Annotated in this window: 12 protein-coding genes; 3 read left to right on the top strand and 9 right to left on the bottom strand. The window is 76.6% G+C overall.

All coding sequences use genetic code 11. The features are described 5' to 3' along the window. Positions 1-204: 204 nt before the first annotated feature. Positions 205-2100, top strand: a complete 1896-nt coding sequence (locus BLU95_RS02975) for an ABC transporter ATP-binding protein (RefSeq protein WP_231978236.1) — start codon at positions 205-207, stop codon at positions 2098-2100. On the opposite strand, the gene BLU95_RS02970 is transcribed toward BLU95_RS02975, so the two are convergent. From BLU95_RS02970 to BLU95_RS02940, 7 genes are all read right to left on the bottom strand, one after another. Then, positions 2097-3773, bottom strand: coding sequence for a thiopeptide-type bacteriocin biosynthesis protein (locus BLU95_RS02970; RefSeq protein WP_093858546.1), 1677 nt, complete (start codon positions 3771-3773; stop codon positions 2097-2099). The two genes, BLU95_RS02975 and BLU95_RS02970, sit on opposite strands and share 4 nt — an antisense overlap. A gap of 106 nt (positions 3774-3879) precedes the next feature. Further along, a complete protein-coding gene (locus BLU95_RS02965; RefSeq protein WP_231978234.1) occupies positions 3880-5850 on the bottom strand; it encodes a TOMM precursor leader peptide-binding protein in 1971 nt (656 codons plus the stop codon). Next, complete coding sequence (locus tag BLU95_RS02960; RefSeq protein WP_093858545.1) at positions 5847-7697, bottom strand: hypothetical protein; 1851 nt, start codon at positions 7695-7697, stop codon at positions 5847-5849. The genes BLU95_RS02965 and BLU95_RS02960 overlap by 4 nt, the downstream gene beginning before the upstream one ends. Further along, entirely contained in the window at positions 7694-8896 is a 1203-nt protein-coding gene (locus BLU95_RS02955) for a lantibiotic dehydratase C-terminal domain-containing protein (protein WP_093858544.1), read from the bottom strand. The genes BLU95_RS02960 and BLU95_RS02955 overlap by 4 nt, the downstream gene beginning before the upstream one ends. A 34-nt stretch (positions 8897-8930) precedes the next feature. Further along, complete coding sequence (locus BLU95_RS02950) at positions 8931-11627, bottom strand: lantibiotic dehydratase (protein ID WP_159424739.1); 2697 nt, start codon at positions 11625-11627, stop codon at positions 8931-8933. Positions 11628-11815: 188 nt separating this feature from the next. Then, complete coding sequence (locus tag BLU95_RS02945; RefSeq protein WP_093858542.1) at positions 11816-12013, bottom strand: thiazolylpeptide-type bacteriocin; 198 nt, start codon at positions 12011-12013, stop codon at positions 11816-11818. A 45-nt stretch (positions 12014-12058) separates the two neighbouring features. After that, the gene (locus BLU95_RS02940) at positions 12059-12241 is read right to left on the bottom strand and encodes a thiazolylpeptide-type bacteriocin (protein WP_093858541.1); all 183 of its coding nucleotides are present in this window, start codon (positions 12239-12241) and stop codon (positions 12059-12061) included. Positions 12242-13035: 794 nt separating this feature from the next. Between BLU95_RS02940 and BLU95_RS02935 the strand changes: the two genes are divergently transcribed. After that, on the top strand, positions 13036-13923 hold the full coding sequence (locus tag BLU95_RS02935; RefSeq protein ID WP_093858540.1) for a prohibitin family protein: 888 nt from the start codon (positions 13036-13038) through the stop codon (positions 13921-13923). Between the two features lie 73 nt (positions 13924-13996). Here the strand turns inward: BLU95_RS02935 and BLU95_RS02930 are convergent, their stop codons facing one another. Together BLU95_RS02930 and BLU95_RS02925 are read right to left on the bottom strand one after the other, a co-directional pair. After that, a complete protein-coding gene (locus BLU95_RS02930; RefSeq protein WP_093858539.1) occupies positions 13997-14362 on the bottom strand; it encodes a darcynin family protein in 366 nt (121 codons plus the stop codon). After that, positions 14352-15338, bottom strand: coding sequence for an NAD(P)H-binding protein (locus tag BLU95_RS02925; RefSeq protein WP_093858538.1), 987 nt, complete (start codon positions 15336-15338; stop codon positions 14352-14354). Before BLU95_RS02925 ends, BLU95_RS02930 begins: the two co-directional genes overlap by 11 nt. A 109-nt stretch (positions 15339-15447) precedes the next feature. Between BLU95_RS02925 and BLU95_RS02920 the strand changes: the two genes are divergently transcribed. Further along, positions 15448-16392, top strand: a complete 945-nt coding sequence (locus BLU95_RS02920; protein WP_093858537.1) for a LysR family transcriptional regulator — start codon at positions 15448-15450, stop codon at positions 16390-16392. Positions 16393-16465: the final 73 nt, after the last annotated feature.

Raw genomic sequence — 16465 nt, 5'->3', positions numbered from 1 at the left:
CACGCGGTCGCCCGAGGGGCGGCCCGTGCGGTCCGAGCGGCCAGGCCGGGCGGGTGGTCGACCGACCACCCGCCCGGCCCCCCGGGCCGCGGCGTTCGACGCCGCGGCCCTCTCTCCTGCCCCGCACCCTCTTCCTGCCCCGCCCTCTTCCTGCCCCGCACCTCGCCCCCTCGATCCGTGACCCGTCCAGCAGAGAGGTGCCCCGTGGCCGCCCAGCCCGCCGAGACCGAGGCCTCCCAGCCCGTCGAGACCGTCTCCGCCCGGCCCGCCGCGGCCGGGGTCGCCCCGCCCGTGGAGACCGCTTCCGCGCCGGCTTCCGCGACCGCTTCCACGCCGGCTTCCGCGACTGCTTCCACGCCGTCGCCCGTCCGGCTGCGCCGTGAACTCGCCGTCCAGCCGGTCCGCCTCGCCGCCGCCCTGATCCTCGCGGTGGTGGCCACCGTCGCCGCCCTCGCTCTCCCGCTGCTGGTCCGCCGGATCGTCGGCGACTTCTCCGCCCACCGCTCGCTCGCTCCCGGGCTGCTGATGATGGCCGGCGCCGCCGTCGGCGGGGCGGCCGCCCAGGCCCTCTCCGGCTTCCAGCTCGCCAGGGTCGGCGAAGGCATGACCTACCGCCTGCGCACCGCGGTGATGGCCCACGCCCTGCGCCTGCCGCTGCCGGTGGTACGGGCCCGGGGGACGGGCGAGCTCGCCGCCCGCGTCACCTCCGACGCCCAACTCCTCGGCCAGGTGGTCGAAGTGGCGATGCAGCTCCCGCTCGCCGCGTTCGGGGTGCTGGCCACCCTGGCGGTGATGGTGTGGATCGACTGGGTGCTCACCGCCGTCACCGTGGCCGCCCTGGCCGGGCTGACCGCCCTGGTCCTGCTGATCATGCGCCGGATGCGGGCCAATGTCACCGGCCAGCAGGACGCGGTGGGCCAGATCGCCCAGCGCTTCACCGCCCACCTGGAGGCCCTCACCACCATCAAGGCCTGCCGCGCCGAACCGCTGGCCGACCGGGTGCTGGAGCAGGACGCCGAGAAGCTGCGCGTGGTCTCGCTGACCGGCGCCCGGCTCGGTGCCCTGGTACCGGCGGCGCTCACCCTCGGCAACCAGTTCGCCATGATCGCGGTGATCCTCACCGGCGGCGCGCGCATGGCGGCGGGCCACCTCCAGGTCGCGGAGTTCGCCGCCTTCCTGCTCTACCTGCTCCAGACCGTCCCGTCGGTGAACACTCTCGCCACCGGCTTCGGCCGGCTCCAGGCCGGACTCGCCGCCCGGGACCGCTGCAACGAACTGCTGATGCTGCCCCGGGAGGCGGACCCGGAGGACGAGGCCCGCCCCACCCCCACCCCGGTGCCCGACGCCCCGGCGGTGGTCTTCCGCGGCGTCTCCTACACCCACGCCGGGACCGGGCGCCCCGCCCTGGACTCCGCCTCCTTCAGCATCCCGCGCACCGGCCTGACCGCCGTCGTCGGCCCCTCCGGCGCGGGCAAGAGCACCGCGCTCTCCCTGGTCGGCCGCTTCGTGCGCCCCGGCGCCGGTTCGGTCAGCATCCTCGGCCACGACATCCGCACCTGGCCGCTGGGCTCACTGCGGGCCAGGATGGCCTACGTCGACCAGGAGTTCACCCTCCTGGAGGCCAGCGCCCGGGAGAACCTCCAGCTCGGCCGCACCGGCACCGCCGCCGACGGGGAACTCGCCCGGGCGCTGACCACCGTCGGCCTCGCCCAGGACGTCGACCGCCTCCCGCACGGCCTGGACACCGTCCTGGGCCGCGAGTTCGACCTGTCCGGCGGCCAGCGCCAGCGGATGGCGCTGGCCCGCGCCCTCCTCACCGGCGCCGACATCGTCCTGCTCGACGAGCCCACCAGCCAGCTCGACGGCATCAACGAACTGCGTTTCCGCGAGATCGTCGACCGACTGGCCCGCCGCAGTGCCGTCGTGGTCGTCGCCCACCGGCTCTCCACGGTCCAGCACGCCGATCACGTGATCATGATGAACCGGGGCACCGTCGTCGACGCCGCCGACCACTCCACCCTCCTCGCCCGCTGCGCCCCCTACCGCGAACTCGTCGCCGCCCAGACCGGGCAGGCACCCGTGCCCCTCGACAACCCCTAGCCCGAGGGGCGCCGCTCACGGGCCGTCGCACGGTTGCCGGACCCTTCACCCGCGGCCGGGCGGCCCAGCGGCAGCAGGTACTGGATCGGCTGGTCCAGGTCGTCGAGGGCGAGCAGCTCGTGCGCGAGGTCGTCGAAGAGCCCGCCCAGCGGCGTGGTGCCGAGGCCGAACGCGGCGGAGGTGAGCAGCAGGTTCTGGGTGAGGTGCCCGGTCTCGACGAGACCGAGGCGCAGCGCGCGCAGGCCGTAGCGCTGCCGCAGAGCGGCGAGGTCCAGGTGGACCGCCAGTACCGCGGGCGCCTCGTCGACCACCAGTGCCTGCGGGTCCGAGGCCGGTCGGGAGAGGTAGTAGGAGAGGGCCTTGAGCTGCTCCGGGTCGGGCGCCGGTCCGATCGGGCGCAGGCAGCGCAGCTCCGGGAGGCAGTGGTAGGTGCCGGCGGGCAGGCCCTCGACGGCGAGGGCGATCAGCCGGACCCGGACGGCGCGCATGCCGCCCGCGCTGGGGTAGGGGCGGTCGCCGGTGGGGCGGTTCGGTGCGCAGGCGGACCAGAGCAGGCCGCCCAGTTGCCCGGCCGTGAGCGGTCCGGTCAGCCGTCCCCGGGTGGACCGGCGGGTCAGCAGCGCGTCGGCCAGGGGGACGGCCGGCAGCGGGTCGGCGGGCAGCGGCAGGTCGCCGGGCGCCGGGCGCGGCACGTCGGGGGGCGCCGCCTCCCGCAGCGCGGTGTCCTCGGGGCGCCCGATCTGGAACTTGCTGCGTTCCAGGTACTGGCGGTCCGGGGCGTCCGGGCCCTCGGGGAAGAAGCCGAACGGCGGGTCCGTCTCGAGGAGCGTCCGGCCGGCGAGCCGGCAGACCGCGCGTTCCTCGTCCGGTCCGACCCCGAGCCGGTTGAACAGCATGTGCAGCTGTGAGGCCCACACCCGCAGGAGCCGCTGCTCGGAGTCCTGGGGCGCGACGGCCCGCATCCGGGCGGCGGCCGCCATGACGTGCGCCGACCAGTCGCCGAGCCAGGGCGCGGCCGTGCCGGTGCCGAGGGCCTCGCGCAGGGCCGCGGCGCGGCGGGCCAGGGTCTGCCGCTGCTGGGCGAACACCGTGTTCACCCTGCTGTGGACGGCGGCCCCGGGCAGTGGCCGGAACTCCGTCACCCAGCGCCAGGAGGCCGAGTGGTTCCGCAGCCAGCGGGCGGCGGCGAGCTCGTCCAGCCCCAGGGCCCGGGTGGTGGTGTGCGCCAGGTCCAGGGCGAGCGGCAGCCGGGCGGCGGGGGCCGGGCCGAGGGTGCGCAGGGCGAGGACCGCGGTGCGGGTGGAGCGGGTGAAGAGTTCCTCGGCGACCGGCAGCAGCGAGGGCCCGCCGTAGCGTTCCGTCTCCGGCTCGTAGGGGACGGCGGTGACCTCCCCGTGCCGGGCCGCCCACGGACCGTCCGCCGGGCTGCGGAGCGAGGCGAGCCGGGCGAGTTCCTTCGCGAGGCCGTCCGCGCGTGCGGCCGTCCCCCGGAAGCGGATCCGCAGGTGCGGGCCGCCCTCGCCGTAGCGGATGAAGAACCAGTCGCTGTCGGCGGGACGGTCCATCAGCGGCGCGAGGTCCTCGGTGACGAAGGCGTCGGTCTCGCGGGCGGGCAGCGGCAGGGCCAGGTGCAGGCTCTGCCAGGGTGCGGCCGGCGGCAGTCGGTTCGTCATCGGGTCCTCTCCGGACGGTGGGCGGGTCGGGCAGGGGGCGGGTCGGGCGGGTCGGGCGGGGGAGTCGGCCGGCCGAGTGGCGCGGTGGGTCGCGCGGTGCGGCGGATCAGGGGAACGGGTGCGGGTGCAGCGGCAGTTCGTCGTGCCGCAGCGGGCGCGGGGTGCGGCCGAGCCGGTACGGGACCTCCAGCAGGCGGGGCAGACCGAGGGTGCGCCGGTTGGCCTCGCCGAAGGTCATCGGGAGCGTCCCGGGGACGATCACCTTGACGCAGTGCAGCCCGAGCCGGTCGCGCACACCGGGCTCGTCCTGACGGACCACCACGACCTCCAGGCCCTCCCCGGCGAGGCGCCGGACCGTCCGCCCCAGCAGCGCGGTCAGGTCGTCCACCGGTTCGGGCGCGCCGGGCCAGCGTTCCCGCCACGGCACCGGCGGCGGGCCGGCGAACAGGAAGTCCAGGCGGGGCTGCGCCTCGGGCAGGGTGTTGAGGCCGACGTGGTCGTCCAGCACGGCGACCAGCTCGGGCCGTTCCAGCATCGGGCGCAGACGTCGTCGGTCCCGGGCGCCGCCGTCGGTGGCCGGGCGGCGTGGCTCGTCCTGCACGTTGGTGACCACCTCGGCGACGGCGGAGCGGATCGCCGTGCGCGGGTCGTGGTGGGCTCCGGCGGCCAGGAAGGTCAGTGGGGCGTCGGGGTGGGTGCCCCGGTAGCGGCAGAGCGCGAGTACGGCCGGGACGCCGAGGTCGTTGGTGGCGTCGAGCAGGGTGAGCCGGTAGCCGAGCAGTTCGGCGCGGTCGGCGAGCGCGGCCGTCTCCGGGTCGTCGACGGGGACGGTGACGGCCGGCAGCGGGGTGCGGGCGTACCAGGCGAGCAGGAAGGCGTCCCGCTCGGCGATCTCGAACAGACCGTACAGTGCCGCCTCCTCGGGGCTGTTGCCCAGGCCGCAGCCGTTCGAGGACTCGTGCGCGATCCGGGGGCGGTCGCGGCCCGGCGGGTCCCAGTAGGCGAGGTGCTCGGGGACGGCGACCGGACGCTCGTGGGTGAGGGACCAGCCGTGCACCCAGTCGAGGACCAGCTCGGGGGTGAAGGGGACGGTGGTGCGGCCGGGGTGGTCGCCGGGGTCCGGCAGGCCGAGCCGGACCGGGTCGAGAACGCCTCCGGGGCCGCGTGCGGCGGCCAGCTGGGCGTAGGAGGCGCGCAGGGTGGTGCGGCGGCCGAGCGGACGCATGCCCGCGAGCCGCTCCACGGCCTCGAACAGGGCCACGCGTTCGCTGGACCGGAAGTCCGTGGACCGTCCGTAGCCGCCGTCCTCCTCGGCCCGGCCGTCGGTGACCAGGGCGCTGGTGAGGGCGAACGCCGAGTCCTCGGTGCGGTAGAGACGGCGGACCGGGCCGAAGCGCTCGTCGTGCAGTTCGGCGCGCAGCCGGTCGGCGGTGGTCCGGTCGTTGGCGCCGCGCAGCACGGTCGGGTCGGGGAGCGCGCGGGGCGTGCCGGGCAGGCGGGCGGCGTCGGGGGTGTCCTCGGGGAGCGGGTGGCAGACGGGGCAGCCGCCGACGGGGCGGACCCGGTGGGTGGACCAGGTGGCGCGGTCGCCGTGGACCAGGTGGACGGTGGCGTGGGTGGCGGCCCGGCCGTCGGTGGCTGTTTCGGTGCCGGTGCCGGTGCTGGTGCCTGTTTCGGTGCCGGTGCCTGTTTCGGCGGCGGTGCCGGGGTCTGTTGCGGCGTCGGAGTCGGCGAGGTCGGCGGCCAGGGCGAGCACCGCCTCGGAGAAGGCCGGGGTGCCGGTGCCGGCCAGTGCCAGGGCCGGGCTCTGCCACGGCACCCGGCCGCCGGCGCTGGCGAGCCGCTGGACCTCGGTGCAGCTCAGGCAGGCGGGCGCACCGGGGTGCAGGACGGGCCCGACGACGGTCAGCGCACCGTCCTCGCGTACCGGAACCAGCCGGACGGGGTGTGCCAGGGCGTGGCGGCTGAGCCGCTCGGCCAGGCCGAGCGTCCAGGCGGTGAGGTGGACGACCGCGGTGCCGCTCGTGGTCGCCAGGGCCTGTTCGGGGTCGAGAACGGGCGGATCGGTGGCGGTCACCGGGTGTCCGCCACGGGCACGAGGGCGGTGAAGCCGCAGCCCGCCAGGGCGTCGGCCGGTTGCCGGGCGGCGTTGGTACGGGGCTGCCAGGGGGTGGTGCGCAGTCCGGTCAGGCGGTGCAGCGCGGCCTGCAACTCCGTCTCGCGGTCGGCGAGTCCGGCGAGCCAGCGGCCGGTCCAGCCCTCGCCGACCCAGTCGGGGAGGGGCCGTCCGGCGGCGGCCGGAGGGGCGTCGGCGCCGCTGAACGCGGTGTGGCCGACGCGCTCCGGGCCGAGGTCGAGGGCCGCCAGCCGGGTGAGGGCGTCCAGCGCGGCGAGGGCGACCGCGTCGGGCGCGGTGGCCTCGACGGCCCGGCTCCCCTCGACGGTGGCGAGGAAGACGGACTCGGCGATCCGGCGGACGGTGGCGGCGGCGTGGCGGCCGAGGTGTCGGGCCAGGGCCGCCGTCCAGTACCGGGCCTGCGGGTGCTCGCGCCACCGCTCCCCGGGTACCGTCCCCACCGCGGTGGCGGCCCGTGGGTCGGCGGGGCCGCCGGGGACGGCCAGGGCGGCGCGCCGCAGGGCCCGGCCGAGCGCCTGCGCGGGCCCGGCGCCGACCGCGACCCGGGGCGCGTTTCCGGCGGCCCCGGCCGTGCCCGGATCGGCGGCCGCCAGCCGGAGTTCGAGGGCGCGGACGGCACCCGTGAGCCGGGCGAGGTCGGTCCGGGGCGCTCCGGCCAGCAGCGGGCCGTCCGGTGTCCGGCTGGTCACCAGGGCGGTGGGCAGCTGAGGGAGGTCGCCGGGGGAGGGCGCGTCGATGACACCGAGCCGCGGGTCGCCGAGCGCGGCGACCCGGCGCAGGGCCCCCTCGAGGTCCTCGGGCGGTGCGGACGCCGGTCCTGGCCCCGCCGCCCACGGGCGGTGCTCGGCCCGCAACGGGCGGGCGTCGGCGACGAGGACGGCGGGGCGGCCGGCGAGCAGCCGGGGGTTGTCCGCGGGGTCGCCCGGGTCGGGCAGTCCGGCGACGGCGCAGAGCAGCCGCTGGGCCGTCGCGGCGGCGAGCAGCAGCGGGAGAGCCCTCGGGGTCGAACCGTCGGGCGCCCGCGCGGGGTCGGGGTGTCGTTCGGAGCCGGGGTGTCGCCCGGGGGCGGAGCCGTCCTCGGGGCTGGTGCGTCGCCCGGGGTCGGGGCCGTGCCCGGGGCCGGGGCGCAGCCGTTCGGTGAGCGCCGCGAGATCGGCGCGGGCGCGGGCCGCACCGGCGGGCGCGGTGACGAACCCGCCGTCCGCGCCGCACTGCAGTCCGACGGCCACCGGGGGCTCGGCCGCGACGACCAGCACCTGTCCGGCGGGCAGCGAGGGGTCGGCGACGACGGTCGGCTCCGCCCCGCCCCGGGTGAGGGCACGCGCCACCGCGCGGGCCGTCGCCTCCTGCGGGTCCGCCGCGAGGACCACGGGGTGGGCGGCGGCGATCGCCGCCACCGCGTCCCCGGGACGCTCGGCGACCGAGCCCGGCCAGGGCGGCGGTTCGGGCTCGTCGGACCGGTCGACCAGCAGGCCGTGCTCACGCAGGCGGGCGGTGACGGTGGCCAGTGCCGCCTCCAGCTTCGGGTGCCCGGCGGTGGGGTCCGGAGGGCCTGTCGCCGGTTCGGGGCTTGCCGTTGCCGTGCCCGGCCGCCGTGGATCCGTTTCGGCGGCGGGCGGACCGTCGGCCAGCCGCGCGGACAGGACCTCCCACAGCACCGGCAGCGCGCGGCTGCCCTCCAGGGTGAGGCTGGTACCGCGGCCGCGCAGGTGCAGACCCTCCCGCAGCGGCGTGACCGCCACGCCGGGGCGCAGCCGCGGGCGGCCGGCGGCCGGTTCCGCCGTCATGCCGCCCCCTCGGCCCTGGCGACCGCCGCGCCGAGGTGGTCCTGCCACCGGTGCCCAGTGAGCCCGGGCACGGCGCGGACGACGAGGTGGGCGGCCAGGTAGCGTTCCACCGGCCGGACGTCGCAGATCGCGAAGAGCCGGTAGAGGGCGTTGGTGGTGGTCCGGTAGACGAGGTAGTGGGCGCGGCCGAAGGCGGTGCCGTCGGGGTCGCTGCGGGCCACCAGCCGGTGGAACTCGCTGTAGCGGGTCCGCAGTTCGAAGTCCCAGCGCTCGGCGACGGCGGGGTCGCCGAGGGCGGCGGCGCGGGCCCGGTACTCCTCGCTGCGGCCCGAGAGGTCCACCCCGGCCGCCAGCAGGAGCTCGGCCCGCCGCCAGGCCGAGGCCGACCAGTGCGCCCAGTCCCGTTCCCAGCTCCGGGCGTCCCCGGCCGCGACGCGGTGGACCAGTTCCGCGACCGCCGGTCGGCCGCGCTCCCAGTGCCGGTCGAAGGCGGCGCGCAGGCGCCCGTCCGGGTCCTCGTGGAGGAGGAAGTCCTCCAGGTGGGAGAGGAAGGAGTAGTGGCCGCCGACCAGTCCGTCCGGGTGGGTGCCCGCGTGCGCCGTCAGTGCCGTGACCACCAGTCGCACCCGGGCCTCCGCGGTGTCGCCCCGCTCGCCGAGGAACGCGCAGGCCGACGTGACCGGGGCGAGTCCGGCACGCATCAACTCGTCCCGCAGCGAAGCCGGTTCGGCCCCGAGCAGGGCCCTGAGGTCGGCCGTGGCGGCCGGCTCGACGGGGGCGACCCGGACGGTGTTGTCCGGTACCAGCGGGCCGTACGGCGGGGCGATCAGTTCGGCCCGCCCGGCGACGGCGGCCTCGGCGAGCAGTTGCTCCGTCGTACGGTCGGCCACGGAGGGGTGCGCGGCGGCCCACGCCCGCAGCGCGTCGGCGGACTCCCGGGCCACGGCGGCCACTTGCCCGGCCGGTCCCTCCAGTCGCAGCCGCAGGTGCGGACCGAACCGCCAGTGGCGTTCCACGTGGGCGCGCAGCCCGTGTTCCGTCGCCCGGTGGGCCAGCGGCAGGACGGCCTCGCGCAGCGCGGGTGCCTTGACGGGCCGGTAGTGGTACAGGACCACGTCGGTCAGGGCCGTCCCGGAGGCGGCCGCGGACGGCTGTCCGGCCGCCGGGCCGCCCACGGGCTCACTCCTGGGCTCGGTCATCGGTGAACTCCTCGGCGCCGCAGGGGCGGTGCGGTCACAGGGCGGGCAGGACGGGCAGGACTGGCAGAGCGGGCAGGTGGACAGTGGCGGCGGGCGCGGCGGGCGCGGCGGCGGTCCGGGCCGGGCGGTAGGTCTCCACGACGAGCTCGACCGCCCGCGCCGGCTCGGTCTGCCCGCCGATCGGCGGCAGTGCCTCCTCGAGCAGGACGCCGTGCGGGTGGCGGGCGAGCCACCGGTCCAGGTGGCGCAGGTGGAGCGGGTTGCCGAGGTCCACCGGTTGGGGCTTGGGCGCCCGCAGCCGGTCGAGGAAGGCCTCCGCCGCCGGAGCGCCCTCGGTGGGCGGTGTCACGGGGTGCACGAAGAGTTGCTCGGGCAGGTCGAGGCGGGCGCGCCAGCGGGCGACGGCGGCGACCGGTACCCGCTCCGGTGCGGGGGAGCCGGAGGAACGCGGGGCATCGGCCGGGGTGGCGGCGAGGTCGGCCCGCAGGGCGTCGAGGACCTCGGCCGGGAGGTGCCAGCGGCGGCGGGCGAGCACGACGTGCCGGTACCGCAGCCGGGGAGTGCGGACGACGGTGCCGCCGGGCGCGGCCAGGGAGGTCCGGGGCAGCAGCGGTTCGAGGACGACGACGCCGTTCGGGTGGTCCGCGAGCAGGGGCGCCAGTCGCTGCGGCAGGACGACCGGGGAGAGGAAGCCCAGGTAGAGCACGTCGAGGTACTCGCCGGTGGAGCGCAGCCGGAACCGGAGCTGGTCGCTGCCGATGTCGTGGACGAGATCGAGGTCGGCCTCGGAGAGGGCGGACCAACGCCGGTCGGGGCCGACCTCCTCGGCGAGCAGCAGCGGGTGCAGGTTGGCGTTGAAGCCGCCCACCGGCCGGATCTGGGCGGCGCGCGTGCCGGCGCCGAGCCCCGCGCGGATCTGCCGGGCGACCTCGCCCGCGGCCTGCGGCGCGGTCGCGTCGAGGAACCGGCTGGTGAAGCGGCCCCAGCCGCCGTACACGTGGTTGACGCACAACAGGCCCCCGGACGCCTCGCGTTGGACGAACCAGGAGTAGCTGAGCGGCCGGGTCGCCGTCCGGGCGGGCAGCCGGTCGGCCAGCGCGCGCACCCGGTCGGCGGGCAGGACGACCTCACCGTCCAGTTCGGGCAGGCCGGTGAACTCCCGTCGCAGGGCGGCGATGTCCCCGGGGACGGGGACGTCGGCCCAGGCGTCGCCGGTCCCGGCGCCGAACTCCCACGGCGCGGCGCAGACGCCGCCGGTGCCGTACCGGTCGACGAAGCGGTCCCGGGTGGCCAGTCTGGTCAGGTGGCCGTGGTCGAACAGCTCGGCCAGTGCGGTGAGTTCGGCGAGCACGGCCCGGTCGACGGCGCTCGGCCGGGGTTGCGGCGGCGCGGCGGTGTGGACGTCCTCGCTGAGCACGGTGATCGGCACGGACCCGCCGGGGAGGGGCCGGCCGGCGTCGGCGAGCAGGTCGCGCCAGTCGGCGGCCAGGGCGGCGAGCGCCGCCGGCCGGGCTTCGGCGGGCGTGGTCGCGTAGGCGGCGGTGTCCTCGGCGAGCCTGCGCAGCGCGCGGGCGAGCGCGGCGTCCTCGGGCCAGGCGTCGAGCCATTCGGCGAGCCGCTCCAGCGGGTCGGGGTCCTGCGGGTCGACCGGTTCGGTGGGCACCAGCAGCCCGGCGTCGAGGAGTTGGTCGACGGAGCGCCGGACCGCCGGGTCGTCGGCGGGGCGGCCGAGGGCCGCGGCGAGCCGCGCGGAGAGCGGCCCCGGCGGTTCGGGGGTCCCGGTGAGGGAGGCGAGCAGTGCCAGGTGCGGCCGGGCGCCGACTTCCACGTCCTCCTCGCGCGTGGCGAGGTAGCGGCCGCCGAGGAACACCGGCCGGGTGCGCCGGTAGTGGGCGCGGCCACCGTCGACGCCGGCGGCGCTGGTCATCCGGTGCGGCAGGCAGCGGGCCCGCCGGGGTTCGTCGAGCAGGGCCTGGACCAGTGCTCCGACCAGGGTCCGGTTGACCCGGACGACCGCCCGCGGGGCCGCTTCGCCCGAGCCGGGGAGCGGTTCCTCCGGGGCCCAGCCGACCGCCGTGAACCAGGACAGCGGACTGGTCTTGCAGGTCGCCCGCAGCGCGTGGCGCAGCACGGCGGCCTCCTCCTTGCGGGCCCGGCCCGGCCGGTCCGCCTCCCGCTCCGAGGTGTGGACCACGGCGCGCAGCAGGTCGGCACTGCCCAGGGCGACGGCACGGCGGAACGCGGGCTCCCGGCAGAGTGCGGCCAGTGCGGCCCGTTCCGCCGCGAGCGCCGACGGCACGGCCTGGGCGAGGCCGGCCAGCAGCCGGGTGCGGCGCTCGTGGAGCTCCAGCCACTCGGCGAGGCGGGGGACCCGGGCGGGCAGGTCCCCGAGCCGGGCGAGCTGTGCGGTGCGCGGCGCACGGCCGTTGTGCAGGTCCCTGCGCAGCGGCAGGACGACGCGCCGGTGGAACTCCTCGTCGTGGCCGTCCCGGCTGGCGTAGAGGTCGTCGCCGAGGGCGGACCGCAGGGCGGCGTCGGCGGTCTCCGTGTCGGTGAGCCGCGCCAGCAGGTCCCTGACGAGTGCGGACGCCGCGGACTGCGGGGCCCGGGCGAGCACGGTGCTGCGCACCAGCGCGTACGCCGCGGTGGAGGCGGTGGTGGAGGCCTCGGCGGGCGCGGCGGCCGGCGGCGCGGGCGCCGGAACGGCCCTGGCGGGGGCGCGGTTGGGCACTGCGGGCCACCTCCGGTGGCTGGGGATCGGGCGGGTGATCTCGTACCTCCGCGGGCGTCGGTCCGGGGACGCGCCCACGGGGGGACCCGGCGCGTTCCGCAGCGGAACGCGCCGGGTCCGGTGGTGACTCGTCACCGCTCAGCGTCCGGCCGCACCTTCGGCGACCGGGCGGTGCGGGTCCGTGCCGATCACCAGCGGGTGGCCGGCGGGTGGATGATGACGCTGGAGTTGGAGGACGACTGGCAGGAGGAGGAGGCCGGGTTGCTGGAGGCTCCGCCCTCCGGCAGGGCGATGCTGTCGCGGAGCGCGGTGACGGTCAGTTCGCCGAGGTCGAGGTCGAGGTCGAGACCGTCGAACGCGAGGGCGTCCTGCAGGTGGTCGGACATACGGGTCTCCCGAGGAATATCGCTGAGGATCTATCTGACTGGACGTCAGATCAGTTCCGTGGCTGACAGGTTGGGCTGAACGCAGGACGACGAGGCCTGACAGGAGCACGAGCCGTGGGACGCGCCGTTCTCCGGCAGTGCGACGGTGTCGCGCAGTGCGGTGACGGTCAGCTCGCTGAGGTCGAGGTCCTGGAGGTCGAGGCCGAAGTCGCTGGACATGTCGGACATGGCGGGCTCCCTGGAGGTGAAGGACGTACCGGGCGGAGGTGCGACCTGCGTGCTCCGGCGCACCTGAGTGCCCGGGCGGGTGGTGCCGCTGTGCCTGGTCCCCCGTGGGTGCCCGGCTCGGATCGATCACGGCCGGGTGCCACCGCGCAGCCGAGTCTAGGTCGCCCCGCGCGCCGCCGAGAGAGTGCCTCGACCACATTGGCCGGTAAGTCGTTCCGGTCGGAGGCGGGGCGGTGCGGGGGCCGGGGTGTCGTGATGCCCGGTTCGTCCGCATGCGTAGGCCCCGGTGGTGGTGGTGCCAGCCCGGTCCGCGCGGGCGCCGGTGACGCGGTCCGGCGGGGAGCGGTCCGTGCCGCATCGACGAAGAGGGCAGCTCGGCGCCCCCGGTGACCGCCGGCCGATCCTTCACCGCGTCGTCACTCCGGGTACCTCCCGGAGGCCCGGTGCGAGCGGTCCCTCGGCGGGGGAGTCGGGCCGGGGTCGCGTTCGGATTCGGCCAGCCGTTGCGGCCGTTGCGATCGGCTTGGAGCTGACTGATCGTCAAACACCGTGATCGGAGGGACTTGTGGGCCTACCGGTGGCGAGCTGTCCGGGCTCCGTATTCGGTCGGCCCGAGTGCGGCCGGGCCCAGGACGGTGAGGGGGCGTCGCGCGGCGCCGGGTCGTCTCCCGTTCCGCTCGGCCAACGTCGGGGGTTCATCGCATGAACATCGGCTGACGTGGCTTATGGGGGTGCGGGAGGGCTGTCTAGGCTGCGGCCGTCCGGTGTGATCATTTCAGTCCGAGAGACTCGCCATGCTGATCGTTTCTTTGCTGTTCCTGGCCGTCGGCGCCAGTCTGCTCGTGCTCCGCCGGCGCAAGGTCGGGTCCTGGCCGGTCACCCTGGGCGCACTCCTCACCGGTGCCCTCGGGCTGCTGCTGGGGCTCACCACCTTTGTGCACGTGGTGGATCCGACCGATGTCGGGGTGCCGACCAGCCTCGGCAGGGTCGGTACGGCCTGGCAGCCGGGGCTGCACTTCAAGTCGCCGCTGACCGACGTCACCACCTTCTCGACCCGGCCCGTCGACCTCGACCTGACGGGCGACTCGACGGTCGAGGTCCGGTCCTCCGAGGGCGGGGTGCTCTACGCCGACCTGACGGTCAAGTGGTCGATCGACCCGCAGCACACCGTCGACCTGTACAAGCTGGCCGGCAGCGCCGGGGCCGTCCAGCAGCGGCTGGTCTACCCGGACAGCCGGGAGATCGTGCGCAACGTCTTCGCCCGTCACACCAGTGTCGAGGGCTACAGCTCGCAGCGGGAGGCGATCAGCACCGAGATCGACAAGCTGATCACCGCCCGGCTGGCCCCGCGCGGCATCCTCGTCAACGGGGTCAACCTGCGCAACGTCCGGCCGAGCGACGGCCTGCAGAAGGCGATCGACCAGAAGATCCAGCAGGACCAGGCCACCGCCCAGGCGGAGGCGGCCGTGCGCACGGCCAAGGCCGAGGCCGAGAAGCGCAAGATCGAGGCGGACAGCACCGCGGCCGCCAACGCCGCGATCGCCGGCTCGCTGACCGACAAGATCCTGCTGAGCCAGTGCATCGAGGCCTTCAAGGCCGCGGCCGAGAAGAACCCCGTCTACGCCAGCCCCTGCGGCTCCAACGGCGGCACGCCCGTCATCGTCGACGGCACCAAGCGCTGAACCGGCCCCGGCCGGGTGCGCCGCCCCGGCCCGGTGCGCACCGGGCCGGGGCGGCGCACCGGGGCGGCGGCCGTCAGACCGCGACGGTGGCGACCGGGTCCAGGCCGTAGGTGCGGGCGTAGCCGTTCTCGGTGCCCACGAGCAGCTCGACCACCTCGAACCAGCGGTCCCAGAACGGGGTTTCGCGCAGCGCGTCGACCAGCAGCCGGTAGGAATCGTGGTCGTCCGCCTCCCAGACCCAGATGTCGGTCACCCGCGCCGAGTAGAACTCCGTGTCGTAGAAGCGGGAGCGGACGCCGCGGGCACGGGCCTCGATCACCGGGAGGACTTGGGTGGTGAACGCGTGGACCCGCTCGTCCACACTCATCCCCAGCCACTCGGGCGTGGTCTTGACCAGCATGAACGCGGTGACGGCCGGCACAGTCGGGTCAGTGGGCATCGGTGGCCTCCGGGGCGGTGAGGGTGTCGGTGGGGGCGGCAGTGGTGGGCGCGGTGGCGGGCGCGGCGGTGGCGGTGGTGGTGGCGAGAACGGCGGGCTTCAGGGTCTCGGCGCACCAGCGTTCGAACGAGGTGGCCGGGACCGCCGGCCGCGGCGGTCGCCCGACGCCCGCGTCCAGGCCCTCGTCCTTGGCGCGCTTCATCTCGACGACGCCCTCCGCGAAGGCCGCGTGCAGGCCGTACCCGAGCAGGTCGGAGCGCAGCTCGTCCAGCGACTGCCGCCGGTAGCGGACCGGGCGGCCGAGCTGCTCGGTCATGATCCGGGCCAGGTCCTCGGGCGAGAGGTCCTGCGGGCCGAGCACCGGGACGCTGTCCACGCCGCTCCACGAGCGGTCCAGCAGCAGCCCGGCCGCCGTCGCGGCGATGTCGGCGACGGCCACCAGCGGGGCGCGGCGGTCCGCGGCGACGGTGTCGGTGAAGACGCCGTCGGCCCGGATCGAGTCGGCGTCCTCCAGCAGGTTCTCGAAGAAGGACGGACAGGCCAGGGCGCGGTAGGCGACGCCGGAGCCGGCGATCAGGTCGTCCATGGCGAGGGAGGCGGTGACCAGCCCGGCCCGGGCCGCCTGCGCGGTGCCGCGGCCGAGCGCCGACACCCCGACCACCCGGTCGACGCCGTGGGCGGCGAAGGCCCGGACGGCGGGCCGGGTGAAGCCGCTCCAGCCGTCCTCGGGCGCGGCCGAGGCGTCCGGCGGCACCAGCCAGAACACGGCGTCGGCGCCGGCGAACGCGCGCTCGACGGTCGCGGCGTCGCCGTGCGAGCCGGTGACCACCTCGACCCGGGCGCGGACGGCCGCGGGCAGCCGGGCCGGATCGCGGACCACGACCCGCAGTTCCTCCCCGTGCGCGGGCGCGGCCTCGACCAGGAGCGACAGCAGCCGACGGCCGATGTTCCCGGTGGGGGCGGTGATGACGATCATGAAAACCTCACGGTCTCGGTCGGATCAGTGGTGCCCCCTCATCGTGCGGACGGCGACCGTGTTGCCACAATGGGAACTTCAGCATCCAATCCTTGCCCAGAACGGAACAATGCCGGTGAGCAGCCAGGATCCGAACCTCGACGCCAATCTCGCGGTCGCCCTCGACGCCCTGCTGACCGAGCAGAGCGTCACCCGGGCCGCCGCGCGGCTGCACACGTCCCCGGCGGCGATGAGCCGCACCCTGGCCCGGCTGCGCCGGGTCCTCCAGGACCCGCTGCTGGTGCGGGCGGGCCAGGCGATGGTGCCCACGCCCCGCGCCGAGGAACTGCGGGACGAGGCCGCCGCGGTGGTGCGCCGGCTGGAGGCGCTGCTCACCCCGAGCGGCGGGGTCGATCCCGCCGCGCTGCGGCGCACCTTCACCGTCCAGACCGCGGACCTGGTCGGCGCGGCCCTGGCGCCCGGCCTGCTCGCGCTGGCCCGCCGCCGGGCGCCGGGCGTCTCGCTGCGGGTGCTGGCGGAGGACTTCGAGGCGGGACCCGCGCTGCGCGAGGGCCGGATCGATCTGGAGATCGGGGCGATCGACCACGTCGACCCGGAGACCCTGGTGGAGGAACTGGCCACGCTGCGGATGGCGGTCGGGGTCCGGGCCGGGCACCCGCTGACCGAGGGGCCGCTGACGCCGGACCGGCTGGCGGCCGCCGAGCACGTGGTGGTGAGCCGGCGCGGCCGCTTCACCGGCCCGCTGGACGCGGCTCTCGCCGAACGGGGCCTCAGCCGCCGGGTGAGCGCCGTACTGCCGGGGCACCTGGCGGCGATGGCGCTGGCCGCCACCGGCGACGTGGTCTGCCTGGTGCCGGTCGCCCGGCCGGGCGAGCCGCCGTCGCCGCTCTCCGGTGCGGCGCAGACCCTGGGCCTGCGGCTGCTGGAGATCCCGCTCGAACTGCCGCCGCTGACCATCGGGATGGCCTGGCACCCGCGCCATGCCGCCGACGGCGGCCACCAGTGGCTGCGCGCCGCCGTGCGGCGGGTGCTCCGCCCGGCCCCGGCGGGGTGAGTCCGCGGGGCCTCCGGCGTGCGGCACCGGGTGTGCGGCACCGCGAGGGCGGTGCCGCACACCCGGAGGCCGT

It is taken from the genome of Streptomyces sp. TLI_053 (assembly GCF_900105395.1).
In the GTDB taxonomy this organism is placed as follows: domain Bacteria; phylum Actinomycetota; class Actinomycetes; order Streptomycetales; family Streptomycetaceae; genus Kitasatospora.
The sequence above is the reverse complement of the archived record's forward strand: the minus strand, read 5'-3'. Positions and strand labels throughout refer to the sequence as shown.

Bases quoted from the DNA above. Each gene is read 5' to 3' on its own strand.
- BLU95_RS02970 (WP_093858546.1), bottom strand. From the start codon at position 3,773: ATGACGAACCGACTGCCGCCGGCCGCACCCTGGCAGAGCCTGCACCTG.
- BLU95_RS02960 (WP_093858545.1), bottom strand. From the start codon at position 7,697: ATGACGGCGGAACCGGCCGCCGGCCGCCCGCGGCTGCGCCCCGGCGTG.
- BLU95_RS02955 (WP_093858544.1), bottom strand. From the start codon at position 8,896: ATGACCGAGCCCAGGAGTGAGCCCGTGGGCGGCCCGGCGGCCGGACAG.
- BLU95_RS02945 (WP_093858542.1), bottom strand. From the start codon at position 12,013: ATGTCCGACCACCTGCAGGACGCCCTCGCGTTCGACGGTCTCGACCTC.
- BLU95_RS02940 (WP_093858541.1), bottom strand. From the start codon at position 12,241: ATGTCCGACATGTCCAGCGACTTCGGCCTCGACCTCCAGGACCTCGAC.
- BLU95_RS02935 (WP_093858540.1), top strand. From the start codon at position 13,036: ATGCTGATCGTTTCTTTGCTGTTCCTGGCCGTCGGCGCCAGTCTGCTC.
- BLU95_RS02930 (WP_093858539.1), bottom strand. From the start codon at position 14,362: ATGCCCACTGACCCGACTGTGCCGGCCGTCACCGCGTTCATGCTGGTC.
- BLU95_RS02925 (WP_093858538.1), bottom strand. From the start codon at position 15,338: ATGATCGTCATCACCGCCCCCACCGGGAACATCGGCCGTCGGCTGCTG.
- BLU95_RS02920 (WP_093858537.1), top strand. From the start codon at position 15,448: ATGCCGGTGAGCAGCCAGGATCCGAACCTCGACGCCAATCTCGCGGTC.